Below are 25,093 nucleotides of genomic sequence, written 5' to 3'. Positions count from 1 at the left end.
GTAAGGGCACCGCGCACGTGAACGACGCACTCCGGTCCCTGCTCGGTCAGCTCTCCCTGGAGCGGATCGAGCAGGACATCTTCCGGGGCGAGAGCCGCGCCTCGGTCGTGCCCCGGGTCTTCGGCGGCCAGGTCGCCGCCCAGGCCCTGGTCGCGGCCGGGCGCACGGTCCCCGCCGACCGGCCGCCGCACTCCCTGCACGCGTACTTCCTGCGCCCCGGGGACCCCGGCGCGCCCATCGTCTACACCGTCGACCGCATCCGCGACGGCCGCTCCTTCACCACCCGCCGGGTCGTCGCCGTCCAGCACGGCCAGCCGATCTTCCACCTCTCGGCCTCCTTCCAGGAGGCCGAGGAGGGCCTGGAGCACCAGGAGCCGATGCCGCCGGCACCGGACCCGCTGGAACTCCCCACCGCCGCCGAGATGCTGCCCCGGCACGCCGCCGAACGCTTCCTCGCCCCCGACGTAGCCGAACGGCTCCTGGAGGCCCGCGCCGCGATCGACCTGCGCTATGTCGACGAGCCCCCGTACGTCACCGTCGGCGAGCCCCGCGAGCCCCGCTCCCAGGTCTGGTTCCGCACCCAGGGCAAGCTCGACGACGACGGCGACATCCCCCGCCCCCTGCTGGACATCTGCCTGGTCACCTACGTCTCCGACATGACCCTGCTGGACTCCGTCCTGCTCGCCCACGGCCGCGGCGGCTGGGCGGTCGGCGACGTCGTCGGCGCCAGCCTGGACCACGCGATGTGGTTCCACCGCCCCCTGCGCGCCGACGAATGGCTCCTCTACGACCAGGAGTCCCCCACCGCCCAAAGCGGCCGCGGCCTCGGCAAGGGCCGCATCTTCACGGCGGAGGGGGAGCTGGCGGTGTCGGTGATTCAGGAGGGGGTCATCCGGGTGCCGCGGGCGTAGCGCGTACCGAAGCGACCTGAGGTCGCGCGTTCCGATACGGGCCGAGGTGGTGCGTTCCGGCGCATGCCAAGGTTGCGCGTGGCGGCGCACGCCAAGGTGGTGCGTTCCGGCGCATGCCAAGGTCGCGCGTGGCGGCGCACGCCAGGGTGGTGGGTTCCGGCGCATGCCAAGGTTGCGCGTTCCCATGGCACCCCAAGATCGGCCGGTGGGCCGGGCTCCCCGAATTCCGTGGCTCGGGGATACCGGCCCATCGGCGTTCGCCGCGCTCCGTGCGGCCCCTGGTGCGTTCCGCGGCCCGCTCACCTGGCGACCGTAGCCAGTGCCTCCGCCAGCCCGGCCGCCGTTGGCCGGTCACGCGCGGCGCCGAGGAGCACCGGCCGCAGGATGTCCTGGAACGCGGGCCAGGGGGCTGCGGGGTCGAGGGGGATGCGACGGCCGGCGATATGGGTTCGGACGTCTGCCGGAGTGAGCCGGCCGGGCTCGATCCCGGCCGCGGCGTAGTCCAGCGGCCATCGGCCGGTGACGCAGGTCCACAAGGTTCCGGCCAGTGCGTACACATCGGCGGCGACGCTCGGGGTGACCGGCTGGATGCCGAAGTTGATGGACGCTGCCAGTTCCGGCGCTACCAGGTGGGTGAGGCCGCCGCGAAAGTCGCTGGTCGGTTCCATACCTTCGCGCCAGGACCAGGAACAGTCGATCAGCCGTACTCCATGATCAGTGTGGATGCCATGGGAGGGCTGAAGGTCGGAGTGGACCCAGCCGGCGGAGTGGAGCTCGGCCACAGCCCGGCACAGGTCCACAGAGGCGGCGAGGGCGCCCGCTTTCCCGTCCGTGCCCCGCCGCACCGGCGCGAACGCCTCCCAGGTAGACGGCCCGTTGAACCACCGGGTCACCAGCCAGGCGCCGGCCTCGTCCCCACCCGAGGCCACCAGATAGTCGGGCCACCCGAGCGCATCGAGGACCCCCGCCTCCCGCCGAGTAACGGCCGCCCCCTCACCGTCGCCGGCTTTGACCGCCACCGCCCCCTCCGGCCCGGCCGCCTTCCACACCGCCGCTCCCCGCCGGTACGAGATCTCCGTCAGCTCGACCGGAACGCCACAGGCCGCTTCGGCGGTGGCAACGGCGGCCGCGGGCAAAGAAGGGAACTCGCCCATTTCTTCACTGCCTTCCACTGGTACGGGAGAGCCTGACCGGTGCCGGGAGCCCCCGGGCAGCGGGCCGAACAGTTCCTCGTCCGTGCAAATCCAGGAAACCCTCCCCGTCCCAAATTTGGTGACGTGCCCGAAGACCTGCCCGGCGTGCCTGCTGCTGAACTCGGCGTACTCAGGGACCCGTTGGGGTCGGAAGCCGGACGTCTGCCCATCGGCCTCACCAGAAGTCGCCGGCCGCGATCAGCTCGGCCCGAGTCCGCTTCACCGTCAACGTGGTCGGGTCCGGCACCGGCCATTCCCTGAGGCCCGGTCGATCAGCGAGGCATGGACGAGATCCTCAGCAAGGGCCGCTACGTAGCCTCCGAGGACCGGTGAGTGCCGTGGCCTACCGATCCGACGTGGCGAAGGGGCGCAACGGTACGGTCGCCAATTCGACGACCATGTTGGTCAAGCGAAGGAAGCACTCGGATAGTGACGACGCCCACCCACCCTCGAAGCCCACGTGGCGGACTGCGCATCGGCACAGTTTTGGGGGCATGTCTACTGCCCACGATCGAGGCGCCGCTGGCTTTCGTCACACTGGTCCAGCTCATGCCCCGCGGTGACGACGCTGTCGAGTTCGACGCAGCTCAGGAGTTCGCGCTCCTCAGCAACCTCGGCATGGGCTGGGCCATCCTCTGCCTCGTCCTCACCCTTCCCTTCGTCAGAACGAGAAGACTGCGGCGCTGGTGGTACGCGCCGCCCCTCGCCATGCTCCTGGCGCTGGCGGGGCGGCTGCTCTTCTTCCCGCCCTACGGCAGCTGACCTCATCCGAACCGTGGTGGTGCACGAACAGCGGGTGGCCCTGCGGTAAGCGCGGAGACCACCAGGGAGCCGAGGGCCCCTCAACCGCCCCAGCCCCGCAAGCCCCCGTAAGCCGCCCCCGCCCGCTCAGCCCACCAGCCCCGCCGCATCCAACAAGTACGCGGTCAGCGGGTCGTAATGGCGGGGGCTGAGGACATGGTCGTCCAGGGGGATGGTCACCTGGAGGGTGCCCTCGGACTCGGCCAGGAAGAGGGCCGGGTCGTTGCAGTCGGCGAAGCCCACGGCGTCGAGGCCGCGCTGGCCCGCGCAGCCGGCCCAGCCGTGGTCGGCCATCACCAGGTCCGGCAGCGGGCGGCCCGCGCGCTCCAGGCCGTCGAGGACGGCGGCCATCGGTTCGGGGGAGTGGGTGTGCCAGAGCGTCGCACCGCGCTCCAGCATCGCCACGTCGCCGAACTGGAAGACCATGCCGTCGTCCGCCCGCAGGCCGTCCGGGATGACGACGATCTCGCAGCCCGCCGCACGCAGTGCCTCGGCGGTCGCCCGGTGGACGTCGAGCAGGCCGCCCGGGTGGCCGGTCGCGAACAGCACCCGGTGCTGCCCGGCGGCCGCTTTGCGCAGCACCGCGGCCGTCCGGTCCAGCGCGTCGACCGTCAGCTCCGGGTCGATGGTGTCCTGCCCCTGCCGGTGGTGCGGATCGTCGATGACGCCGCACCGCTCCGCCATCACGGCCAGCACGTCCTGCTCGTCCGTCCACCGGTCGCCGAACTCCAGGCCGAACCAGTAGTGGCGGTCGCCGTTGGCGAGCCTGCGGTAGTGGGAGAGGTTGTTCTCGCGGGGGGTGGCGACCTCACCGGCGATCCGGGTCCGGACGAGATGATCGACGAGTTCGGCGCGCGAGGGGGCAGCGGCTGCGGAGGCTATCGGCATAGCGCCCATTGTGCCCGCACACCTGTTCCGGGGCGGGGGAGTTCCGCAGCGCGGACACCCGGGTGCGGATGCCGGAGCGGTGGCACCGCCCTGCGGACAGGGGGTGCCGCCCTGCGGACGGGGCGGTGCCGTCCTGCGGGAAGGGTGGTGGTGTCCCACGGACAGCGGGGCGGCGTCCTGTGGAACCCCGGAATGCCTGGTCACCGCCCCGTGCGGGCCGCCTGGACAAAATGTCGAACGACCCCGGCCCCGGGTACGCACATGTCCATGGGCCCGGCGGCCGGCGCTCCCTAACCTCACGGTCATGACCACCGCAGCCAGCGCATCCAACGGGCCCGTGGGCCCCGTCGACTCCTCCCGCGTCCCGCGTTACGCCGGGCCCGCGACGTTCGCCCGCCTGCCCCGCCTCGACGAGGTCGGCGGCCGGGCCGATGTGGCGGTCGTCGGTGTCCCCTTCGACACCGGCGTCTCCTACCGCCCCGGGGCCCGTTTCGGCGGCAACGCCATCCGTGAGGCGTCCCGGCTGCTGCGCCCGTACAACCCGGCCCAGGACGCGTCGCCCTTCGCGCTCGCGCAGGTCGCCGACGCCGGGGACATCGCCGCCAACCCCTTCAACATCAACGAGGCCGTGGAGACGGTTGAGGCCGCGGCCGACGACCTGCTCGCCGGCGGCGCCCGCATGATGACCCTCGGTGGCGACCACACCATCGCCCTGCCCCTCCTCCGCTCCGTCGCCAAGAAGCACGGCCCGGTCGCGCTGCTGCACTTCGACGCGCACCTGGACACCTGGGACACGTACTTCGGCGCCGAATACACCCACGGCACCCCGTTCCGCCGTGCCGTCGAGGAAGGCATCCTCGACACCTCCGCGCTCTCCCACGTCGGCACCCGCGGCCCGCTCTACGGCAAGAAGGACCTCGACGACGACGAGAAGATGGGCTTCGGCATCGTCACCTCGGCGGATGTCATGCGCCGCGGCGTCGACGAGGTCGCCGACCAGCTGCGCCAGCGCATCGGTGACCGCCCGCTGTACATCTCCATCGACATCGACGTGCTGGACCCGGCCCACGCCCCGGGCACCGGCACGCCGGAGGCGGGCGGCATGACCTCCCGCGAGCTCCTGGAGATCCTGCGCGGGCTGTCGTCCTGCAACCTGGTCTCCGCGGACGTCGTCGAGGTCGCGCCCGCGTACGACCACGCGGAGATCACCGCCGTCGCCGCCTCGCACACCGCGTACGAGCTGACGACGATCATGTCCCGGCAGATCGCGGCCTCCCGCCAGGGGGAGTAGGGGCAGAGGGGCGTGGCAGGGGCGGCGGTGTCCCGCGCGGCGGGAGCGCGGCGGGGCAGCTCCCGGACTTCCGTGCGGAGCTGCCCCGCTCCCGCCGTGGCGGCCGGCGCCCTGCCCCCGTTCCGGCTCAGGCCCGCATGCCGCCGTCGACCCGGAGGACCGTGCCGGTGACGTAGGAGGAGCGATCGCTCAGGAGCCAGGCGGCGGCCTGGGCGATCTCGTCCGGATCGGCGGCGCGGCCCAGCGGGGTCCGGGCGTTGAGCTGCTCGATCGTGCCGGGGGACTCCGCGTCCCAGTCGTACAGCATCTCGGTGAGCGTGGTGCCGGGCGCGATGGCGTTGACGCGGATCCCCTCCGGGCCGTACGTGGCGGCTGCCGACGCGGTGAGGCTGTTGACCGCCCCCTTCGCCGCGCCGTACGCGGGCAGCGCGGGGTTGGCCATCAGACTGCCGACGCTGGAGGTGTTGACGAGGGCTCCGCGCCGCGCGGTGGCACGGATGGCGGCGATCTCGGCGTTCATGGCCAGCCACGGGCCCTTGAGGTTGACGGCGCAGACATGGTCGAAGTCGGCCTCCGACAGCTCGTCCATCGGGCCGGGCGGCTGGCCTGTCGCGCCGTTGTTGAAGGCCACGTCCAGCCGGCCGTACAGCTCCACGGACCGGTTGACGGCGGCCCGGATGCCGGCCGGGTCGGTCAGATCGCACACCACGTAATCCGCGGTACCGCCGGCCGCCCGGATCTCCTCGGTCACCGCCTTGAGCTGGGACTCCGTGCGGGCCGTGAGAAGTACCCGGGCGCCCTCCCGGGCGAAGAGCCGCGCTGCTGCCGCGCCGATGCCGCGGCCGGCACCGGTGATGAAGGCGACCTTGCCGGCGAGCAGGCCGGGGGTCGTGGTGGACATGATCGGTGTCTGGTTCATGACGACGAGCCTGCTTCCGGCGGCCCGGCGCATCCAGGCACCGGCAGTACCTGGCAGGGCACCTCGGCGCCGCACACACTGGGGAGATGGATCGACGAGAACTGGCCGGCTTCCTGCGCAGCAGACGCGAGCGCATCACCCCCGCCGACGTGGGATTGCCCGCCGGGCAGCGCCGCCGCACCCCGGGACTGCGCCGCGAGGAGGTGGCGCAGTTGGCGTTCATCTCGACCGAGTACTACGCCCGCCTGGAGCAGGCCCGCGCTCCCCGCCCCTCCCGTGAGGTGCTGGCCCAACTCGCCCGCGCGCTGCGCCTGTCGGACGCCGAGCGGGACCATCTCCACCATCTCGCCGGCGCCCCGCCCGGACCGCCGCCCGGGCCCTCGCGGGAGATACGGCAGAGCATCGTCGACCTGCTGCGCCGGTTGCCGGAGGCCGCGGCGCTCGTGGTGTCGGCGACGTATGAGGTCATCGCCTGGAACGAGCTGGCCGCTGCCCTGATGGAGGATTTCTCCGTCCTGTCGCGCCGGGACCGGAACCTCATCCGACGTGCCTTCCTCGGCCCGTACCGGAACGGCCGGCGGCTGTACGGCGTCTCGGACGCGGACGAGTTCGCCCGGACCTCGACCCAGCACCTGCGCGCCGCCGCGGCCCGCTACCCCAACGCCCCGGAGGTGACCGGCCTGGTCACGGAACTCCTGGGCGGCAGCCCGGAGTTCGCCCGGCTCTGGGCCGCCCACGACGTAACCGACCGGCCCACCCTCTGCAAGACCTTCGCGCACCCCCTTGTCGGCCCCGTGTCCGTCAACTGCGACGTCCTGGACATCGCCGACCGGGACCAGCGAGTTTTTCTTTACACCGCCGCCCCCGGCTCGCCGTCGGAAGAAGCACTGCGGCTGTTGTCCGTCGTCGGCACACAGCGCATGGGCGTGCCCGGCTGATCCGTCGCACTCCATCCGGGGCTGCGGCAGCGGACCCGCCACTCGCCGTGCGGCCCTTCCGGCATGGCTCCGCAAGCACGTGCCGTACGAGGCCCTTCCGGCGTGGCTCCGCACGCCATCCGGTGACCGTCTGAAGTGCCTCGGCGTACGTCACCGCCCGCCCGTCCCTGCCCTGTCAGTCGTTCTCGAAGATGTACATCCAGGCGTCGGACCGCGAGCCGGTGTCGTCGAGCATCCAGAGTTCTCCGCTGACGTGCTGGCGCAGCGCGTACTGCTCATCGCTGTTGTCGACCGTTGCGGAGATGCGCAGGCCGATCAGCCACTGGGCGGTCATGGCGAGGAAGTTCTCCAGGGAGGACGCCACCAGCGCGCCGTCGACCGGGTCGTCCTCGTCGCCGGGGACCCGGTAGACCTCGCCGCCGGTGCCGTCCAGGACCACGTCACCGCCCATCCACCGGCCGAGGCGGAAGAACGGCCCCTCGCCGTCGGGGTCTTCGGGCGCGTCGTCCGGCCAGGCGAATTCGGTCAGGAACGCGTCGTCGTCGGGGGCGAGGCGCAGGCCGCGCTCGTCGAACGCGGGGATGCCGAGGCCGGTCAGCACCTGGCGGGCGCCGTCCTCCTCCAGGCCGGCCGGCAGTTGGTCCTCCTTGACGGGGCGGAAGGCGGCCTCGCCCACGACGGCGCGCAGGTCTGCCGCGGCGGGGGGCGTGGCGTGCCGCGGGGTGGTCGGGCCCGGCGCCGCGTACGGCCCGGAGAGCGGGGCGCGGAAGGGGGTGCCGGCCGTCTCCTCCCAGCCCTTGGCGGGGGCCAGGGCGAAGAGCCCGCCGGGGCCGCCCAGGATCGCCAGGTCGCCCACGGTCAGCACCGGAGCGAAGAGCAGGCTCGGGTGTGCCATGTCGGTGGCGGGGACGGCGTCTTCGAGTTCGGCGAGCGTGGTGATCGCGCCCGCAGCGTCCCCGGAGCCCGACTCGTCCGGCCGGGTGAGGGCGGTGTGGGCGTCCTCCGGGACGACGGAGTCCTCCGGCCAGGGGCCGGCCAGCGGTTCGCCGGTCTGCGCGTCCCAGATGCTGACGTCCACCTCCGGTGTGCCGAGCGCGGCCACGGCGGGCCGGCCGTGCCAGCGGACCTCGGCCGTTTCGCCGACCACGCCCGGCGCCAGGAACGACGCGTGGAAACCGCCCGGCGGACGCCAGCGGGTCCACACCGCCTTCCACGGGAGGCGGATCCCCGAGGCGAGGAGTCCGGCCACGAAGTCGTCGTCGCTCCGGGCGGTCGCCATCAGGTGCAGCCAGGCGGCCCAGACGGGCTGCGTGGCCGGGACCACCCCGTAGTCCCACAGGTACGCGGCGTCCGCCGCGGCGCTGTTGCTGCCGATGCCGCCGTAGTGTGCGCAGCGCGCGGCATCGAGCAGGGCCGTCTGCGGCAGATGGGCCACCAGCTCGCCCCGGGCGACCAGTTCGTCGAGGGTCTGCGTGGTCCACTTCTGCTCGTGGTCGGCCTGCGCCGCGTGCATGGCCAGCCCCGCGGCCGCGTACGTGCCGAGCGCGCCGCTCGCCGCCCAGCCGTCGGGGTGAGCCAGTTCCGGGGCGAGCGTCCGCAGCCAGGCCGTCATATGGCGGTTCACCCGGGTGACGGTTTCCGGGGCGGTCTCGCGCCGCAGCGACTCGGCCACCGCCTCGTCGACGAAGCCGACACCGTCGTCACGCCGTTCCAGCCACCGGTCGTGCTCGGCCAGTACGGTCTGGAGCGCGTCCTCGGTGGCCTGGAGCGCCTCCTCGGTGACCGGGTGGTCGTCGTCCGCGCGCAGTCCCGCCACGAGTGCCGCCCAGGCGCGCGGCGGCACCGTACGCGGCTCGGCGAGCGCCAGGGCGCGCACCTCGTCCGGCCAGGCCGGCGGGGCGGCCGCCGGGTCCGCTCCGGCCGGCTCCAGCCGCAGGCCGGCGTCGCCGGAGCGCAGCAGACCGGGCGCGTCCACCTGGGCGATCACCTGAAGCCCGGTGCGCGCGCACAGCGCCTTCAGCGTTCCGGTCAGCAGCCGCTCCGCCTCGTACGAACGACGGGTACGGCCCATCCGGTGCACATGCGTGAGCAGCACCAACCGCCGCTCCGGCAGGGCGCGTACCTCGGAGATCCACCTGAGGCCGCCGTACCGCCGGGACTCCAGCCCCAGCGCCGCCAGCACCTCCGCCAGCACCTCCTCCGCGGTGCGCTCCGCGGCATCGACCAGAACGCTCGACGCGACCTGCGCCCCCACCTCCCGCAGCACCTGCCCACCGTCCGCCGCACCCTCGCCGACCAGGCTCAACCAGCCCCCCGGCGCCAGCGGATCGGCGGTGTCCTGCCACCACCGCACCAGCCGGCCGACCACCGCCTGCGCGGAAACGGTCTCCAGCACCGGGGTGTTACTGCTCATCGCTGCTCTCCTCGGTTACGGCTTCGGCAGCATATGCATGCGGGTGGTCGCCCACATACGGCCCATCTTCCGCAGGTGATTGTCCATCTCCTCGTCCATGATCTGCTCGTTGGGCTGCCGGTGGGCCTTCACCCGCTCATCGATCTTGGAGTCGGACAGTTCCGCCTTGCGCAGGGCCGCCTTCTGAGCGGCCTCCGACTGGCCCTCCATGCTCGCCAGCAGGTCCTTGCGCTCCTGCTGGAGGCGGGCACGTTCCTCGTCACGGGCCGGCTGGCCTTCCGGATCGGTCCGGTAGGTCGTGCTGTAGTAGACCGGGAAGGGCGGACGCTTCTGGATCTCCGTGGTGCAGTGGGCGTGCCCCAACCCCTCGCCGCACGGCTCGCGTTCGGTGTAGAGACCGGCGATGTCGTACGTGCCCTGGCCGCTGGCCGTCTGGCTCTTGTTGAGCCGCTCCACCCACTCCAGCAGATGCCGTTCGGAGTGCCGCGGGGTGTATCCCGAGTTTCCGGCCGGAATGGAGGAGTCGACGACGTAGGTGCTGTTCCCTTCGCTGTCGACGACCTCGATCACCGCGTAGTTCTTGCCGGTGAAGTCGGGCCGGGTGGAACCCGCCTGGCGCAGCAGCTGGTTGACGTGTGCGGTGGTCAGGTCGCGGCCTGCCAGGTTGGGGCGGCGCGCGTCGCGGAGATCGGTCAGCGCCTGGTGCTCCGGCGTGCCGGGCTCCCGGTACTCCTGCGGCCACGACCCCGCGGGCTTCGACTGCTCACGGGAGTGGGCACCGGCGGAGACCTCGTTCTGCTCGATGGGGTCGGGCTTCCCGTCCTTCTTACGGGGCGGGGCGCCGTGGTACGGATTCTCGCCGTCGGTGGCCCGCTGCGGGCTCTGGCCCACGCCTTGGTCCTCGTGGAACGCCTGGCTCATCCGGGCGAGCGTGGCGACGACGGCGCCACGCTGGCCGTCGTTCATGGCGGCGAAGTCCTTGCCGAGGACCTCGCGCAGTTCCCGCTCGGTGAAGGCCGTCGGCGGAATCTCGACGGGGTCCTTGCCGTCCTGCTTGTTGTTCGCCCGGGCGGCGTCGGCGGCGGCCTTGCGGTCGGCGGCCCGCTGGAGCAGATCGGCGAGGCTTCCGTCGTTCGCCCAGTGCTGCATGCGGTCATGGACCGGATCCAGCCCGATGCGGTAGACGGGGTGCGGATGGGGCGCGTCGGGATGGTTCGGGTCGACCCGGATTCCCTGCTGCTCCGAGTCCGGGGGCAGCGAAGCGTGGTGGTCCGTGGTCCGCTCGGGCTCGGGCAGGTCGGAGTTGCGCTCTTCCCGGGTGTTCTCCGCCGAATGGGGGTCCGAACCGGTCTGCTGCTCCGGGCTGTCGACATCCATTGGGGACGGCGAAGGGTGGCCGTCGCCGTGCCCGCCCTCGGGCTCCGGACTGTCGATCTCCATGTCCGTCCGCGGATGCTTGGCATCGCCCTGCTCGATCCCGTCCTCGGCCGGCCGCTTGGTGCCCGAAGGGTCGGACGGCGGCTGGGGGGTGTCCTGGCCGGACGGGTTCTCGGGGGGACGGCGGTCCGTGGCGGGAGGGGTGTCGGCGTCTGCGGGGTGGTGCGTGCCTCGTGGGTTGTCGGCGGGGGGCTGGTGGTTCGCGTTTCCGTTGTCCGGGGTCTGGTGGGACGGTGACGGATCGGCCGGGGAGTGGTGATCTGGCCGGTGGTCGTAGGAGGCGTCGGACGTGGTGCCGTCCCCGGGGGAACCGGCGGGATGTGGGCCGGGGGCGTTCTGCGGGTTTTGTTGTGGGTTCTGCTGCTGGGGCTGGTTCTGGGGCTGGCCCTGGTTCTGGGACTGGTGCGGGCCCGGCTGCTGGGTCTGGGGGTTCTGCTGCGGGTTCTGCTGCTGGCTCTGGTGTTGCCCCTGCCCCTGCCCCTGGCCCTGCTGCTGGGCGGCCGCCGGGTCGAAGGGCTTGCGGTCGGCGTCCAGGGTCAGGTGCCAGACGCCGTCGGCGTTGGTGTGGATGGGCTGTTGGCTGATCTGGCCGGTCTGGCTGTCGACCCAGACGACCCGGCCGTTGTGGTTGACGGCGTTGAAGACGTGGGCGCCGCCGCCGGAGCCGTCGGGGTTCTTGGGCCAGGTGACGAGGACGGCGGCCGCCGAGCCGTGGCCGGACTGACGGAGTTCGTCGGCGATGCGCTGGTAGCTGTCCTGGGAGTTCTGGCCGGAGTGGCGGAAGTTGGTGCCGGCCCAGTTCTGGATGTTGTTGGTGCCGTCGCGCTCACCGCTGACCCGGTCGAGGCCGCCGTGGCCGTCGTTGTCGTAGGTACGGGGTGCCGAGACCTGGGGGTTGCCGTACCAGGACTCCATGAACGAGCGGGTGCAGTCGGCGCAGTTGTTGGAGCGGCCGGGGACGTTCGGGCCGCCGTCGTTCTGGAGCTGGGACCAGGGCTGGAAGGGGTCCGCATGACGCTGCGGGCTGCCGTCCGGATTGCGCGGGAACTGGTTCTCCAGCGCCTGCTGGTCGTGTGGGAACGGTGAATACAGGCCGCTGGGCTGGTGGTTGAGGCTCGCCCGCACGTCGTTGAGGCTCGGCCGCGGGGGGTGGTTGGGCGGCGCGGGCTGCTGCTGTGGGTGCGGCTGCTGCTGGGGCTGCTGGTTCTGGTTCTGGGTGTGGTGCTGAATCGGGGCTGGGGGCTGCGGCTGCTGGTGCGGCTGTTGCTGCTGTTGGTTTTGGGGCTGGTGCTGGTTCTGGTGCTGCGGTTGCTGGTTCTGCTGTTGCTGCGGGTGCTGATTCGACGGCTGCGACTGAGGCTGGTGGCTCTGGAGCGTCGGCTGCTGACGGGGGTCCGGGCGGTCCGGCTGCGGCTGGCGCGGGTCCGGACGAGCCGACTGCGGCTGCGGCTGCTGCGGTGCCTGCTGTTGCTGCGGACGTTGCTGGGTGGGGTCGTGCGGTTGCTGCTGCGGAGGACGCTGGGTGTTGTCGGGACGCGGGGTGTCCGGACGGGTGGCGTCGGGGCGGGGGGTGTCCGGACGCGTCGGGGCCTGGTCGGGGCGCTGCTGACGGGGGTCCGGGCGCCCGTTCTGGGGGTTGCGAGGGTCGTCCGGACGGGTGGCGTCAGGGCGCGGACGTGACTGGTCCGGGTGCGACGCGTCGGGACGCGGGGTGTCCGGGCGGGTGGCGTCGGGCCGGGTGGTGTCGGGCCGTCGGGTGTCCGGACGCTGGTTCTGCGGGGGTTGCTGGTCGGGCCGTACGGGCTGTGTCTGGTCCGGATGCGGCTGGTTCTGGTCCGGACGGGGGCCCTGCTGGTTCTGGGGGGACGACTGCGGGTGGGTCTGGTCGGGGCGGACCGGTTGGGTCTGGTCCGGGTGTTGCTGTGTCTGGTCGGGCCGTACGGGCTGTGTCTGGTCCGGATGCGGCTGGTTCTGGTCCGGACGGGGGCCCTGCTGGTTCTGGGGGGACGACTGCGGTTGCGTCTGGTCCGGGCGTACGGGCTGGGTCTGGTCCGGGCGCTGCTGCGTCTGGTCAGGACGCGATTGGGTCTGATCCGGGCGGGGGCCGTCGAGGCGGGGGCTGTAGGGGGGTGGTTCGGGGCGGCGCTGTTGGGAGGCGTCGTGGATGATCTGGGAGCCGTCGGGGCGGCGGTTCGGGCCCGGTGCGGTGGTGTTGGGGCGGGGGCCGTCGAGGCGTGGGTTGTACGGGGGTGGTTCGGGGCGGCGCTGCTGGGTGACGTCGCGGATCGCCTGGGAGCCGTCGGGGCGGCGGTTGGTGGGGCCGGGGGTGTTCCCGCTGGACGGTGTGCCGCCGTGTGGGGCGCCGGACTGGGGGGTGGCCGGGCCGCCCTGGGAGGGCACGGCGGTCGGCATGCCCGTCACCGGGCCGGCGGTCTGCGGGGTGTTCTGGGCGGACTGCTGGGGCGTGGACGGCGTGCCGGTGTCCGCCGCGTGCGCGGTGGGCGCGGGAGCGGTCAGCGTGTCGGCGGACTGTGTGGTGACCGTGGTGTCGTCGTCATCGCGGACGTACGGCATCGGGTCGCCGGGGGCCGGGTCCCGCTGCCCGATGGGTGGGCCGGACGAGCCGGAGTGCTGTACGGGGGCGCCCTGGGAGGGCACGCCCACGTGGGGTGTGGAGGGCCGTCCGCCGCCGGTGCCGCCCTGGGAGTTGTCGCCGTTGGAGGAGCCGTTGCCGCTGTTACCGCTGTTGTCGCCGTGGGGTGCGGTGGCGCCGTCGCTGGGCGGATTTCCGGATACCGGGTCGGGGGAGGGCGAGGGCTGCTGCGGCGACTGTGCCGCGTCCGGGTGGGAAGGGCCGTCCGGGGTGGGCGAGTTGGACTGGGGCGATGACGCGTGGTCCGGGGACGGGCCGGGGGACGGGGTGGTCCCCGAGTCGGGGGACGGGGCGGCGTCCGGGTGGATGGAGGGGCCGGGTGCCGGCTGGGTGCTGACGGAGTCCGGGCGGGCGGAGTCGGGGGTGTTGTCGGGTGCCGGCTGGGTGCTGACCGAGTCCGGGCGGGCGCTGTCCGGGGTGTTGTCGGGGGTGGGGTGGGTGCTCGCCGAGTCCGTGTCCGGGCGGGAGGTGTCCGGGGTGGGGCCGCCCGAGTCGGGGGTGGTGCCGGAGTCCGGGCGGGGGCCGGCGGAGTCGGGGGTGGGGCCCGTGTCCGGGGTGTGCCCGGAGTCGGGGGTGGGGGAGTTCCCGTACGGGTTGTGGTTGTTGCCGCCCGTGTAGCCCTCGTCGAAGGCGGTGCGCTGGTCCGGCGGCGGCAGCGGCTGGGACTCGGGGGTGGCGCGGTTGCCGTCCGGGCCCGGGGTGCCGCTGTCGGAGGTGGTGGCGGGACCGCTGCCGGAACCGCTGTCCGTGGACGTGTCGCCCGGTCGGGGGGAGTGCGAAGGGCCGCCGGAGTCGGAGCCGGAGTTGGAGCTGGAATTCGGGCCGGAGCCGTTGCCCGACTCGCTTCCGTTCGACCCGGATCCGGACCCGGACCCCGACCCGGATCCCGACCCGGACGCACCGTCCGTGCCGGTCCCGCCGCCGTTGGACCCGGACCCGCTGCCGGCACCGGAGCCACTGCCGGACCCGGACCCGCTCCCGGACCCGTCCGCCCCGGCCCCCGACCCGCTCCCGGACCCCGTGGAATCGCTGCCGCCCCCGTCGTTCCCGCCGCTGTCCTCGCTGCCGCCCTCGCTCCCGCCCCGGCCGGCGGCGTTCTCCAGGCCGTTGCGGGCGTGGTGGCCCGCTCGGCTGCCCGCACCGTCGCGCAGGGACTCGGCGAAGGTCTGGCCGGAGTTCTTGAGCGCCTCCACGCCCGCCTCGGCGCCGGTCTTGGCGCTACGGCCGACGTCGAAGCCCTGCTGGGCCCCGAAGTGCATGTTCATGCCCTGCGCGATGGCGTCGGAGACCATCGCCTCCAGCGCCGAGACGGCCGGCTCCTTGACCGTCTCAACGATCGCCTCGACCAGCGCCTCACGCGCTTCCTTCAGGATGCGGCGCACGATCAGCCGGGTGGCCTGGGTGGCCGCGGCCGCGCCGATTTCGGAGAGGCCGAACGTGAAGGGCGCGGCCGCTTGAGCCGCGATGATCTCTGCCGCGAGGATCGCCAACTGGGCGATCACCGCGGCCTTCATCCCGATGATGACCCCGGAGCCGGCGTCCAGCGCGAACGCGATGAGTTCGGCGGCGCTACGGGCGTCGTCGAGGTAACCGGAGCCGTTGCCGGAGTACTTCTCCCAGGTCTTGCTGAAGCCGTCGATGCTGTCGCCGGAGTTGGCCGACAGCACGTTGCCCGCCGCGGTCACGCCCTCGGACTGCAACTGCTCGACGGCGTTGGCGAACTCCCGCCACTGGTTGGCGGAGTCGTTCATCTTGTCCTCGTCGCCCGTCGGCCAGTCGTAGCCGAGCATCTCGAGCACCCACTCGAGCCAGTCAGGAAGCATGAGCGACATGGCGGCAATCCCCCGGTAAACGGTACAGCTTGGTCATGAACGGGACGACGACTCAGGTGTGTTGATGAAGCGTCAGACGTGCGGCGACTTGAGGGCGATGATCTGCTGGCTCTCCGCCTCGGCGTTGGCGATGTGCTGCTTCATCAGGGAGTCGTTGAAGTCCTCGTCGGCCTGGTGGTTCTCGGCCATGGTGTTCAGGGCGCCGCCGATCTCCTGGAGCTTGGCGGCCAGATGCCCCATGGATTCGTACATGCCGTCGCGCAGGCCCTCGTAGACCACGCCGAACTTCTCGCCGATCTCGTCATCGCCCCACGGCGGAGTGTCCTTGCCCTCCAGGCCGGTCAGCGCATGCTTCAGCTTCGTCACCGCGCTCTGATAGCGCTTTCCCACGCTGGTGAAGTCCTTGCCACCGGACTTCAGTGACGGAATGTCGGCCTGGAGCCCATCCCCTGCCATGGCGTCCCCCGTTCCCTGGAAGCGTCGTCAGGACCGCACAACATTCAACGAGTCTAGTGGGGTATGCCCGTGCTGCCTCAAGGAGTGCGCTGTCACAAGGGTGTCACCGATGGAGGGGGCGCGGCCCGCCTGGGGCCCCGGAGTGGGCGGTACGTCAAGAGGCGTGGCATGCGCCCGGTTTGGCCGTACGGTCCGCCCACCCGAACCGGCCGTACGGTCCGCCGACCCGACCCGACCCGACCCGACCCGTACCGGCCATGCGGGCGCCATGACGAGGCGTCAGCTCTGCGACGTGTCCCGGTCGAGGGAGCGGAGGGCGAACCACAGCTCCATACGGACATCGGGGTCGTCCAGGTCGGTGTCGAGGAGGCCGGTGATACGGGTGATGCGCTGGCGGACGGTGTTGCGGTGGATGCCGAGGGCGGTGGCGGTGCGGTCCCAACTTCCATGCAAGGACAGCCAGTTGTGGAGTGTGGCGAGGAGGGGCGGGGAGTCGGCCAGTGGGGCGAGCAGAGCCTGGGCGTGCTGTCGGGCATCCGTGGGGGCGACGAGGGAGGTGATGCTGTGGGGGCCGGGGGTGTGATGGCGTACGAGAGCGGTCCGGCCGGCCAGGGCGCGGCGCAGTGCGGCGGCGGCATGCCGGTCGGCGGTGGCCAGTTCAGCCACCGGGGCGGGGTCGCTGACGCCTAGTGTCCAGCCCGGATGTGCGGTGACCTCCTGGTCGGCGGGGATCAGGGCGCGGAGGGCGGGGGCGGTGCCGGGGGCGGGGGCGGCAGTGGGGGTGGCTGCGGCGCGGGCCGTGGCTTCGCCGCCGGTTGCGGGGCGCGCCCCAGAGACAGCGGGGGTTTCGGCGGTCGTACCCGGGGCGACGAGGGCGGTGCCGAGGGCCGCGGCCAGTGAGGCCGCCGACTCCGTGGTGTCGCGGCGGCGTTCGGCGTGGACGACGGTCCAGAGGGGCGCGCCGAGGAGCGGGGCGACGTCGGCGGGGCGGGCGCCGAGGAGCAGCTGGACCAGGGCCGCGGAGTGCTCGGCGGCGGCCGGGCCGCGGGCGGTGGCGGGGCCGGTGATCAGGGCGAGGAGTACGGCGGCGACGCCCGCGATGGCGTGCGCCGGCGGGTCGTGCGGGTCCGCGGCGACGACCAGGGCGAGCGCCTGGCGGCCGGGGCCGCGGCTCGTCAGGGCGTAGGCGGACAGCGAGGTGCCGGGGAGCGTGTCGGTGGCCGAGGACGGGCCGCCGGCGCCGATGACCTGGGCGAGCCGGCCGGCCGCGGCCCGTACGGCGGGGGCGGGGCGGGGGCCGGCGGTGCCGTGTTCCGTGCCGTCCGGGGCGAGCAGCGCGGTCCAGCCGTGCACATGACGGGCGAGGGCGCGCAGTACGGCGGCGGCCGGGTCGGGGCGGGCGGCGGCCGCGGCCAGGGCGCGCTGTGCCTCGCTGAGCCGGGTCAGCTCGCGGTGCCGGGCCTCCGTCACGGCCTGCCATACGGCGCTCTCCACGGCCGTGAACGGGGTGCCCGCCGGGACCTCCACGAGCGGCAGCCCGTGCCGGTCGCAGGCCGCCACCAGGGCGGGCGGCACGGTGTCGTGCACCGGCGCGATCCCGAAGCCGAGGGCCGCGGCACCGGCCGCGACGGTACGGGCGGCGTAGCCGTCGAGGTAGGCGTCGAGTGCGGCGGGCGGGGAGGTTTCCGCGGTCGCCATGACCTCTGCCAGATGCATCCCCGCCGTCAGCAGCATCTCGCCGCCCAGGAGGTACGGGACCGGGTCGGCCATCTCGGAGGTGTGCACCCAGTGGATGGCGACGCCCTCGCGGGGGCCGGCGATCTGGCGCAGGCCCAGGTCCGTACGGGCGAGGAGATCCGCCAGCGGCACCGGTGGGGTGGACGGCGGGGGTATGGGCTGCGGCATGTGCGGACCATCCACGTCGGAGGGTGGCGAGTGGAGGAAACGTACACTTCAGCGTCGTCCGGCCGCCTCCTAGGGTCAACCCCCGGGACGCGGCGCTTGGACGGGACCCCCGCTCGCCAAGCGCCCGTCGTCCCCCCGTATCCCACCCCCCTTCTCCCCCTCCCCCCTCGGCGCAGCTGGAAGGGATGGCCCATGGCTGTCGACTACGCGGTGATCGTGCTCTATCTGGCCGGAATGCTCGCCATGGGCTGGTGGGGAATGCGGCGCGCCAAATCCAAGAGCGACTTCCTGGTCGCGGGCCGCCGCCTCGGCCCCGCGATGTACTCGGGAACGATGGCGGCGATCGTGCTCGGCGGCGCCTCCACCATCGGCGGGGTGGGCCTCGGCTACCAGTACGGCCTCTCCGGCGCCTGGATGGTCTTCACCATCGGCCTCGGGCTGCTCGCGCTGAGCGTCTTCTTCTCGGCCCGGATCGCCCGGCTGAAGGTCTACACGGTCTCCGAGATGCTGGATCTGCGCTACGGAGGCTCCGCCGGGATCATCTCCGGCGTCGTCATGTGGGCGTACACGCTGATGCTGGCGGTGACCTCGACCATCGCCTACGCGACCATCTTCGATGTGCTCTTCGGCCTGGACCGGTCGCTCTCGATCATCCTCGGCGGGGCCATCGTCGTCGCGTACTCGACGCTCGGCGGGATGTGGTCGATCACCCTCACCGACATGGTCCAGTTCGTCGTCAAGACGATCGGGGTGCTGCTGCTCCTGCTGCCGATCGCGGTCATCAAGGCGGGCGGCTTCGCCGAGATGAAGGCGCGGCTGCCGGACGACTACTTCGCGCCCCTGGGCATCGGCGGGCAGACGGTCTTCACCTATGTACTGATCTATTCGTTCGGCATGCTGATCGGGCAGGACATCTGGCAGCGGGTGTTCACCGCGCGCAGCGACAAGGTGGCGCGCCTGGGCGGCACCGCGGCCGGTACGTACTGTCTGGCCTACGCCCTGGCCGGTGCGGTCATCGGCACCGCGGCCAAGGTGCTCTACCCGCACCTGGGCAGCCCGGACGACGCCTTCGCCACGATCGTCCGGGACGCGCTGCCGGTGGGCGTGCGCGGGCTGGTGCTGGCGGCGGCGCTGTCCGCGGTGATGTCCACGTCCTCGGGTGCGCTGATCGCCTGTGCCACGGTCGCCCACAACGACATCTGGGCGCGGGTGAAGGGCGTCGCCGCGGGGCGCCGGAAGCCGGGCGCGGAAGACTCCGGCGACCCCGGCGGGGCCCCGTCGGCGGACCGGGCCGGGGAACGGGCCGGGGAACGCGCCGAGGTGCCGGACGAGGTGCGGGGCAACCGCGCCTTCATCCTCCTCATGGGCCTCGCGGTCATCGTCATCGCACTCGCGCTCAACAATGTCGTCGAGGCGCTCACCCTGGCCTACAACGTCCTGGTCGGCGGGCTGCTGGTGCCCATCCTCGGCGGGCTGCTGTGGAAGCGCGGCACCGCCGCCGGCGCGCTGGCCTCGGTCGCGGTGGGCGGCCTGACCGTCATCGGCCTGATGGTCTCGCTCGGCGTCCTCGCCAACGAGCCGATCTATTACGGGCTGCTCGCCTCCCTCGTGGCCTATGTGGGCGTCAGCCTGGCCACCCGGCCCACGGACGCGGCGGTACTGGCCGCCTGGCGGGCGCGGCTGGCCGGGCATGCGGAGGGCGGTCCGGAAGGTGATACGGCCGGGGCGGTGGCACTGGCGCTGAAGCCGCCCTCCGCCGCCGGGCGGGCCTGACACCGGACCCGCCACCCCGGGCGGGCCGCCCCCGGGCCCCCGCCCCCTGCACGCCCGCACGTCCCGCCCGTCCTGTCCCCGCCCCCGCCGCCCCGTCCGCCCACAAGGAAGGCACCCCGCATCCATGAGCACCATCCACCCCACCGCTACGGGGCACCGGCGCAACGGCGGTGACCTGGTCGTCGAGTCGCTGGCCGCGCTCGGCGCGGGTACCGTCTTCGGGCTGCCGGGACAGCATGCGCTCGGGGTGTTCGACGCGCTGCGCCGCTCCGCCCTGCGCTACGTGGGGCTGCGGGTGGAGAACAACGCGGGCTTCGCCGCCGATGCGTACGCCAGGGCCACGCACGGGGTCGCGCCGCTGCTGGTCTCCACCGGACCCGGTGCGCTGATGACGCTGGCCGCGCTCCAGGAGGCGGCGGCAGGATCGGCCGCCGTACTGGCCATCGGCAGTCAGGTGCCGCTGGCCGGGATCGGCGGCGGGCGCCATGGCTATCTGCATGAACTCACCGACCAGAGCGCCTCGTTCCGCGGGGTGGTCAAGTCCGTCCACACGGCGCGTACCGCCTCACAGATCCCCTCGGCGGTGGCCGCCGCCTGGGAGTCGGCGCTGAGCGCGCCGCACGGGCCGGTGTGGCTGGAGATCCCGCAGGATGTGCTGCTGGCGGAGGTCGACATCCCGCCGGTGACGCAACTGGACGCCACGCCAAGGGAGTTGCTGCCACGGCCCGAGCTGATCGCGGCGGCGGCGAGCCGGCTGACCCGGGCCCGGCGGCCGGTGATCCTGGCCGGCGGCGGGGTGGTCCGGGCCGGGGCCGAGGCGGAGCTGCTGGCGCTCGCCGAGCAGCTGCGGGCGCCGGTGGCCACCACCTTCGGCGGCAAGGGTGCCTTCCCGTGGGAGCATCCGCTCTCCCTCCGGTCCTGGATGGAGGACCGCCACACCACCACCTTCCTGGAGGACGCGGACACCCTGCTGGTGGTCGGCTCGGGGCTGGGTGAACTCTCCTCGAATTACCACACGTTCCGGCCGCTGGGGCAGGTCGTGCAGATCGAGGCGGACCTCGGCAAGCTGGAGTCGAACCATGCCGCGCTGGGCATCCACGCGGACGCGCGGGCGGCGCTCGCCGCGCTGGTCACGGCGGTCGGGGCGGCCACGGCGGCCGGGGAGGACGAGGCGGTCGGGAAGGACGAGAGGGACGGGCAGGCCGCGGAGGCCCGAGCGGACCACGGCCCCCGGAAAACCGGCCCCGCCGAAGAAGCCGAAGAGGCCGGAGAGGCCGGAGCCGGCACCCCCGCCCCCGAGGCCGCCGTCGCCGCCCTCCTGGCCCGCGTCCACGACCGGATCGCCGGGCAGCAACTCGACCTGGAGCAGCGGATCCTGGCCGCGGTGCGGGACGCGCTGCCCGACGGCGCGGTCAGCTGCTGGGACATGACGATCCTCGCCTACTGGGCCTGGTCCGCCTTCGACCCGCGGGGTACCAACGCGCTGCATTCTGCGCAGGGCGCCGGCGGGCTGGGGTACGGCTACCCGGCGGCGCTGGGCGTGGCCGTCGCCGATCCGGCGCGGCCGGTGCTGGCGGTCTCCGGGGACGGCGGCGCGATGTACTCGATCGCCGAACTGGCCACCGCCCGGCAGTACGACCTGCCGGTGACCTGGCTCATCGTGGACGACGGCGGCTACGGCATCCTGCGCGAGTACATGACCGACGCGTTCGGCGAGGCCACCGCCACCGAACTCACCCGGCCGGACTTCGTGGCCCTGGCCGGGTCGTTCGGCATCCCCGCCGTCCGGACGAGCCCGGAGCGGCTGGGTACGGACCTGGCGGCGGCGCTGGCGGCCCCCGGCCCGTCGGTCGTCGTCCTCCCGGCCCGGCTGCGGATGTTCGCGCCCACCCATCTGGAGTCCTGAGGCCCTGTGGGTTCTGAGGCCCCTCCGGAGTCCTTAGGCCCTCCGGAGTCTTGAGGCTCCTGGTGGGCGGGCCGCGGAACTACCGCCCCTCGGACCGCTCCTCGGACCGTCCCTCGGGCCGGCCCTGGCCGCCGGCCCCCACCCGCCCCTGGAGCAGCCGGGACAGCGCCGCGTGGACGTCCTCGACCGAGCGGTCCGGCTGGAAGGACTGCCAGTCCAGGGCGGCCACCAGGACCATGCCGAGGAGGGCGGAGGCGGTGAGGGGGATGTCGAGCTCGTCGGAGAGTTCCCCGTCCCGTACGGCGTCCCGGAGGACGGACTCGACCACGGCCTGGGCCCGGCCGCGTACGGAGGTGAGGGTGGCGCGCCAGGTGCGGTTGGTGCGCCAGAGTTCGGCGACGTAGAGCTGGATCAGGGCGGGGGAGCAGGCGATGAAGTCCAGGCCGGCCCGGATCATCGCGTCCAGGGCGTCGACCCGGGTGCCGCCGCGGGCCGCCGTGGCGTCGGCGGCCCGGCGCAGGGAGTCGGCGAGCAGATCGATGCCGTCCCGCAGCAGCTCCTCGTAGAGGACGTTCTTGCTCGCGAAGTTGTAGTAGACGGTGCCCTTGGCGACGCCGGCGCGGTCGGCGATCTCGTCGACGGTGGTGGCGGAGAAGCCCTGCTCCGCGATGAGGGTGACGGCGGCGTCGAAGAGCCGGCGGCGGGTCGAGGTGCGCCGGGGGCCGGGGGCGGCCCCCGGGGCGGTGCCGGCGACGGCACCGCCCCGGGAGACGGGGAGCCCGTTCACAGGCTGAGCTCCGGATGCAGGTCCTTCATCCGGACGACCTGCCGGCTGCGCGCCGCGAGGGCGGTGAGCGCCAGCGCGCCGAGGGTGAAGACCACCAGGACCACACAGCCCTGCTGCACGATGGCGAGGTCACCACCGGTGATCAGCCGGCGCAGGCCGTCGACCACGTAACTCATCGGCAGGAAGGGGTGGATGGCGGCGAAGAAACCGGGGCTGGTCTGCACCGGGTAGGTGCCGCCCGCCGAGGTCAGCTGGAGCATCAGGACGACCAGGGTCAGCACCCGGCCGGCCGGTCCGAAGAACGCGCCCAGCAGCTGGATGATGGCGGTGAAGCAGGCCGTGGCCAGCAGCAGGAAGCCGACGGTGCCGGCCGTGCGGGCCATCTCCAGGCCGAGGCCCCAGTGGAGCACGGCCATCAGCGCGAGCACCTGGACGACGCCGATGGCGTAGGCGGGCAGCCAGGAGCCGAGGGCGATCCGCCAGCCGGGGGCGCCCGCGGCCAGGGCGCGCTTGCCCAGCGGCTGGAGCAGCATGAAGGCCACCATCGCGCCGACCCAGAGGGAGAGCGGGATGAAGTACGGCGCCAGGCCGGTGCCGTAGTTGGGCGCCTTGTGCAGCGACTTGGCGGCCAGCTCGACCGGGTCGGCCATCACCTCGGTGCGGTGGTCGCGGTCCTTCTTGTTGTAGTCGGGGATCTTGGAGACGCCGCTGTGCAGCCCGTCGGCCAGCTGGTTGCTGCCGTCCTTGAGCTTGAACAGGCCGCCGGTGAGCTTGTCGGCACCGTCCTTGGCGACGCCCAGGCCGTTGTGGAGCTTGCCGGCGCCGTCGGCCAGTGTGCCGATGCCGTCGGCGAACAGCCCGGCGCCCTGGGAGACCTTGTGGGCGCCCGCGTTGAGCTGGTTGATCTGGCCGATCGCCTTGTCCGCCCGGTTCGCGATGCCCGGGGCCTGCTCGGCGACCATCGCGGCACCGTGGTGCAGCTCCCGCACCTTGGTGCGCAGCTGTCCGAAGTCGGTGTGGGCGACGGTGTCGTTGACCTTCTCCGCGGCGTCGGCGGCGAGGGCGGTGCCGTCGGCGAGCGCCTTCAGTTTGGGGCAGTCGGGGTCGGTGTCGACGAGGCCCTTGCAGCGGTTCTGGTAGAGCTCCGCGGCGTTGTCGGCGTTCTCCCGTGCCTGGCGGGCGGCCTTGGCGGAGTCCCCCGGCAGCCTGCCGAGGTCCTCGTCGAGCTGCTCGGTGAGGTCGGCGACGATCTGTGCCTTGCGGCCGATGTCCTTGCCGTGCTCGCGGAGGTAGGGCAGGTCCCTGCTGGCGATGCCGTGGACCTTGTCGGCGAGCTGCTGGGTGCCGTCCGAGACCTTGCGCGCGCCCAGGCTCAGCTGCCGGGCCTTCGTGGCGGCCTCCGCCGCGCCCTTGCTGATCCGGTCCGCGCCCTTGTTCAACTTGCCCAGACCGTCGGCGAGTTCACCGGTCTTGTCCTTGGCGGTGCCGAGACCGTCGTCCAGCTTCCCGGCGCCGTCCGCCGCCTCGGCCGTCTTGTCGTGCAGATCGGAGAACGAGATGAAGATCTTGTCGAGCATGGCCCGCGACGAGGTGGCCGAGGTCTTGGCGCGGACCTCGGAGAACACCGTCTTGGAGATCGAGCCGACGACGTAGTTGTTGGCGTCGTTCGTCCGGACCTGGAGCGCGCCGGTCTGCGGGGTCTTCCCGGAGCTGGAGGCGATCCGCTCGCTGAAGTCCTTCGGGACGGTCAGCGAGAGGTAGTACGTGCCGTTCTCGACACCCGTGGCGGCATCGGCGGCACTGACGTCCTCCCAGTGGAACTTCTTGCTGTCCTTGAGGTTCTCGGCCAGGTCGTCACCCGCGTGGATCTTCTTGCCGCCCGTGGTGGCACCCCGGTCGTCGTTGACGAGCGCCACCGGGATCTTGTCCAGGCGGCTGTACGGGTCCCAGAACGAGCAGAGGTACAGGGCTCCGTAGAGCAGGGGGATCAGCGTCAGGGCCACCAGGCCCAGCCGGGGCAGCTTGCCCCTGCTGAACCGCCTGAGCTCAAGCGCGGCCAGCTTCGGCGAACGCATCCGCTGCCTCCTCCTCGGTGGTGTGGGGGTCGTCCTGGACGGGAGTGGGGGTGGTTTCGGCGGCTTCGGCGGCCTTGGCGGGCCCGGCGGCTTCGGCGGGCCCGGCGGTTTCGCCGTCCGTGCGCGCGGTGCGGACGATCAGCGCGTCCTCGGGTGCGCCGTCACCGGCGGCCACGACGGTGAGGCCCTCGCGCGAGAGGTCCCGCAGCAGCTGCCAGATCTCGGTGCGCTCGGCGTCGGCGAGCTTGAGGTCCACATCGTCGACGGCCAGCAGCTGCGGGCCGTGCATCAGCCCGAGCGCGACGGAGAGCCGCAGCGCCTCGATCCGCTCCAGGTCGCGCACGGCGGTGCGCAGCCCCTTGGGGAGGGTGCCGGGGTCGAGCCGGGCGGCCGCGAGGGCGGCGTCGACCCGGGCCCGGGTGGCCTCCTTGTGGCGCTTGCCCCAGGGCAGCGAGACGAGCGGCGAGCCCTGGATGCGGGGGCCCAACAGGGCCTGCTCCTTGAGGTGTTCGCCGACCGTGAGGGCCGGTTCGAGGTCGGCGACGCCCGGTACATGGGCGAGGGCGGTACGGCTGCGCACCGACCCCATCCGCTTGGGCAGCGGGAGTCCGGCGACCGTCGCCTCCCCTTCCGTGATCCGCATCCGGCCGGTGAGGGCCAGCAGCAGACAGGTGCGGCCGGAGCCGGAGGGTCCCTGGACCGCGATCAGCGTGCCCGGTTCCGCGGCGATGTCGACCGCCCGGAAGGCCCATCCCCGTGGGCCCTCCACTCCGATTCCGCCGGCGTGGACCGCCGCCCCCTGGCGGGTGGTGTTCACCGACACCCCTCCCCTTTTGGTCTGACTGGTCAGTCTAAAAGTGTGCCCTATGGAGGGTCGTGTTGACCAATCGGACCGCACGGGCCGAACCCGGTCCC

Annotated in this window: 16 protein-coding genes; 6 read left to right on the top strand and 10 right to left on the bottom strand. The window is 72.9% G+C overall.

Going from position 1 to position 25,093, the window contains the following annotated elements; translation table 11 throughout:
* Window positions 1–17 precede the first annotated feature (17 nt).
* Window positions 18–911 (top strand): acyl-CoA thioesterase, encoded by an 894-nt coding sequence (locus ACFWJW_RS07070; RefSeq protein ID WP_387236102.1) that lies wholly within the window; start codon window positions 18–20, stop codon window positions 909–911.
* 299 nt (window positions 912–1,210) lie between these two features.
* Here ACFWJW_RS07070 and ACFWJW_RS07065 read toward each other — a convergent pair whose 3' ends face one another.
* Entirely contained in the window at window positions 1,211–2,065 is an 855-nt protein-coding gene (locus ACFWJW_RS07065; RefSeq protein ID WP_387236100.1) for a hypothetical protein, read from the bottom strand.
* A gap of 588 nt (window positions 2,066–2,653) precedes the next feature.
* Here ACFWJW_RS07065 and ACFWJW_RS07060 point away from each other — a divergent pair.
* Window positions 2,654–2,866: a hypothetical protein gene (locus tag ACFWJW_RS07060; RefSeq protein WP_387236096.1), complete on the top strand. Its 213-nt coding sequence runs from the start codon at window positions 2,654–2,656 to the stop codon at window positions 2,864–2,866.
* A gap of 126 nt (window positions 2,867–2,992) precedes the next feature.
* Here ACFWJW_RS07060 and ACFWJW_RS07055 read toward each other — a convergent pair whose 3' ends face one another.
* Complete coding sequence (locus tag ACFWJW_RS07055) at window positions 2,993–3,793, bottom strand: phosphatase (protein ID WP_387236094.1); 801 nt, start codon at window positions 3,791–3,793, stop codon at window positions 2,993–2,995.
* A gap of 304 nt (window positions 3,794–4,097) precedes the next feature.
* On the opposite strand from ACFWJW_RS07055, the gene speB reads away from it, so the two are divergent.
* Window positions 4,098–5,084 carry an agmatinase gene (speB, locus tag ACFWJW_RS07050; RefSeq protein ID WP_387236091.1) on the top strand — a complete coding sequence of 329 codons (987 nt, stop codon included), beginning with the start codon at window positions 4,098–4,100 and terminating at the stop codon, window positions 5,082–5,084.
* A 127-nt stretch (window positions 5,085–5,211) separates the two neighbouring features.
* Here speB and ACFWJW_RS07045 read toward each other — a convergent pair whose 3' ends face one another.
* Window positions 5,212–6,036 (bottom strand): SDR family NAD(P)-dependent oxidoreductase, encoded by an 825-nt coding sequence (locus tag ACFWJW_RS07045; protein WP_387236088.1) that lies wholly within the window; start codon window positions 6,034–6,036, stop codon window positions 5,212–5,214.
* Between the two features lie 53 nt (window positions 6,037–6,089).
* Here ACFWJW_RS07045 and ACFWJW_RS07040 point away from each other — a divergent pair, with 53 nt between their 5' ends.
* A complete protein-coding gene (locus tag ACFWJW_RS07040; protein ID WP_387236085.1) occupies window positions 6,090–6,941 on the top strand; it encodes a helix-turn-helix transcriptional regulator in 852 nt (283 codons plus the stop codon).
* A gap of 175 nt (window positions 6,942–7,116) precedes the next feature.
* Here the strand turns inward: ACFWJW_RS07040 and ACFWJW_RS07035 are convergent, their stop codons facing one another.
* The 4 genes from ACFWJW_RS07035 to ACFWJW_RS07020 form a co-directional block, all read right to left on the bottom strand.
* The gene (locus tag ACFWJW_RS07035) at window positions 7,117–9,354 is read right to left on the bottom strand and encodes a hypothetical protein (RefSeq protein WP_387236082.1); all 2,238 of its coding nucleotides are present in this window, start codon (window positions 9,352–9,354) and stop codon (window positions 7,117–7,119) included.
* Between the two features lie 15 nt (window positions 9,355–9,369).
* Window positions 9,370–15,276, bottom strand: coding sequence for a toxin glutamine deamidase domain-containing protein (locus tag ACFWJW_RS07030; protein ID WP_387236079.1), 5,907 nt, complete (start codon window positions 15,274–15,276; stop codon window positions 9,370–9,372).
* A gap of 72 nt (window positions 15,277–15,348) precedes the next feature.
* On the bottom strand, window positions 15,349–15,732 hold the full coding sequence (locus tag ACFWJW_RS07025; protein ID WP_387236077.1) for a hypothetical protein: 384 nt from the start codon (window positions 15,730–15,732) through the stop codon (window positions 15,349–15,351).
* Window positions 15,733–16,011: 279 nt separating this feature from the next.
* The gene (locus ACFWJW_RS07020) at window positions 16,012–17,637 is read right to left on the bottom strand and encodes a helix-turn-helix domain-containing protein (protein ID WP_387236074.1); all 1,626 of its coding nucleotides are present in this window, start codon (window positions 17,635–17,637) and stop codon (window positions 16,012–16,014) included.
* Window positions 17,638–17,829: 192 nt separating this feature from the next.
* Between ACFWJW_RS07020 and ACFWJW_RS07015 the strand changes: the two genes are divergently transcribed.
* Window positions 17,830–19,410, top strand: a complete 1,581-nt coding sequence (locus tag ACFWJW_RS07015; RefSeq protein ID WP_387236072.1) for a sodium:solute symporter — start codon at window positions 17,830–17,832, stop codon at window positions 19,408–19,410.
* A 124-nt stretch (window positions 19,411–19,534) separates the two neighbouring features.
* Window positions 19,535–21,316, top strand: coding sequence for a thiamine pyrophosphate-binding protein (locus tag ACFWJW_RS07010; RefSeq protein WP_387236069.1), 1,782 nt, complete (start codon window positions 19,535–19,537; stop codon window positions 21,314–21,316).
* Between the two features lie 79 nt (window positions 21,317–21,395).
* On the opposite strand, the gene ACFWJW_RS07005 is transcribed toward ACFWJW_RS07010, so the two are convergent.
* Genes ACFWJW_RS07005 through ACFWJW_RS06995 form a run of 3 tightly spaced genes read right to left on the bottom strand, consistent with a single transcriptional unit; the run spans window position 21,396 to window position 24,995 of the window.
* Window positions 21,396–22,103: a TetR/AcrR family transcriptional regulator gene (locus tag ACFWJW_RS07005; protein ID WP_387236067.1), complete on the bottom strand. Its 708-nt coding sequence runs from the start codon at window positions 22,101–22,103 to the stop codon at window positions 21,396–21,398.
* Entirely contained in the window at window positions 22,100–24,178 is a 2,079-nt protein-coding gene (locus tag ACFWJW_RS07000; RefSeq protein WP_387236064.1) for a YhgE/Pip family protein, read from the bottom strand. The genes ACFWJW_RS07005 and ACFWJW_RS07000 overlap by 4 nt, the downstream gene beginning before the upstream one ends.
* Entirely contained in the window at window positions 24,150–24,995 is an 846-nt protein-coding gene (locus ACFWJW_RS06995; protein ID WP_387236061.1) for an ATP-binding cassette domain-containing protein, read from the bottom strand. The genes ACFWJW_RS07000 and ACFWJW_RS06995 overlap by 29 nt, the downstream gene beginning before the upstream one ends.
* Window positions 24,996–25,093 lie beyond the last annotated feature (98 nt).

Origin of the sequence: Streptomyces sp. NPDC127097 (assembly GCF_042724075.1) — a bacterium.
Classification (GTDB): domain Bacteria; phylum Actinomycetota; class Actinomycetes; order Streptomycetales; family Streptomycetaceae; genus Streptomyces.
The sequence above is the reverse complement of the archived record's forward strand: the minus strand, read 5'-3'. Positions and strand labels throughout refer to the sequence as shown.

What these genes read in the sequence shown, in the direction of transcription:
- ACFWJW_RS07065 (WP_387236100.1), bottom strand. Translation starts at nt 2,065, where the DNA reads ATGGGCGAGTTCCCTTCTTTGCCCGCGGCCGCCGTTGCCACCGCCGAA.
- ACFWJW_RS07060 (WP_387236096.1), top strand. Translation starts at nt 2,654, where the DNA reads ATGCCCCGCGGTGACGACGCTGTCGAGTTCGACGCAGCTCAGGAGTTC.
- ACFWJW_RS07055 (WP_387236094.1), bottom strand. Translation starts at nt 3,793, where the DNA reads ATGCCGATAGCCTCCGCAGCCGCTGCCCCCTCGCGCGCCGAACTCGTC.
- speB (WP_387236091.1), top strand. Translation starts at nt 4,098, where the DNA reads ATGACCACCGCAGCCAGCGCATCCAACGGGCCCGTGGGCCCCGTCGAC.
- ACFWJW_RS07045 (WP_387236088.1), bottom strand. Translation starts at nt 6,036, where the DNA reads ATGCGCCGGGCCGCCGGAAGCAGGCTCGTCGTCATGAACCAGACACCG.
- ACFWJW_RS07040 (WP_387236085.1), top strand. Translation starts at nt 6,090, where the DNA reads ATGGATCGACGAGAACTGGCCGGCTTCCTGCGCAGCAGACGCGAGCGC.
- ACFWJW_RS07035 (WP_387236082.1), bottom strand. Translation starts at nt 9,354, where the DNA reads ATGAGCAGTAACACCCCGGTGCTGGAGACCGTTTCCGCGCAGGCGGTG.
- ACFWJW_RS07030 (WP_387236079.1), bottom strand. Translation starts at nt 15,276, where the DNA reads ATGTCGCTCATGCTTCCTGACTGGCTCGAGTGGGTGCTCGAGATGCTC.
- ACFWJW_RS07025 (WP_387236077.1), bottom strand. Translation starts at nt 15,732, where the DNA reads ATGGCAGGGGATGGGCTCCAGGCCGACATTCCGTCACTGAAGTCCGGT.
- ACFWJW_RS07020 (WP_387236074.1), bottom strand. Translation starts at nt 17,637, where the DNA reads ATGCCGCAGCCCATACCCCCGCCGTCCACCCCACCGGTGCCGCTGGCG.
- ACFWJW_RS07015 (WP_387236072.1), top strand. Translation starts at nt 17,830, where the DNA reads ATGGCTGTCGACTACGCGGTGATCGTGCTCTATCTGGCCGGAATGCTC.
- ACFWJW_RS07010 (WP_387236069.1), top strand. Translation starts at nt 19,535, where the DNA reads ATGAGCACCATCCACCCCACCGCTACGGGGCACCGGCGCAACGGCGGT.
- ACFWJW_RS07000 (WP_387236064.1), bottom strand. Translation starts at nt 24,178, where the DNA reads ATGCGTTCGCCGAAGCTGGCCGCGCTTGAGCTCAGGCGGTTCAGCAGG.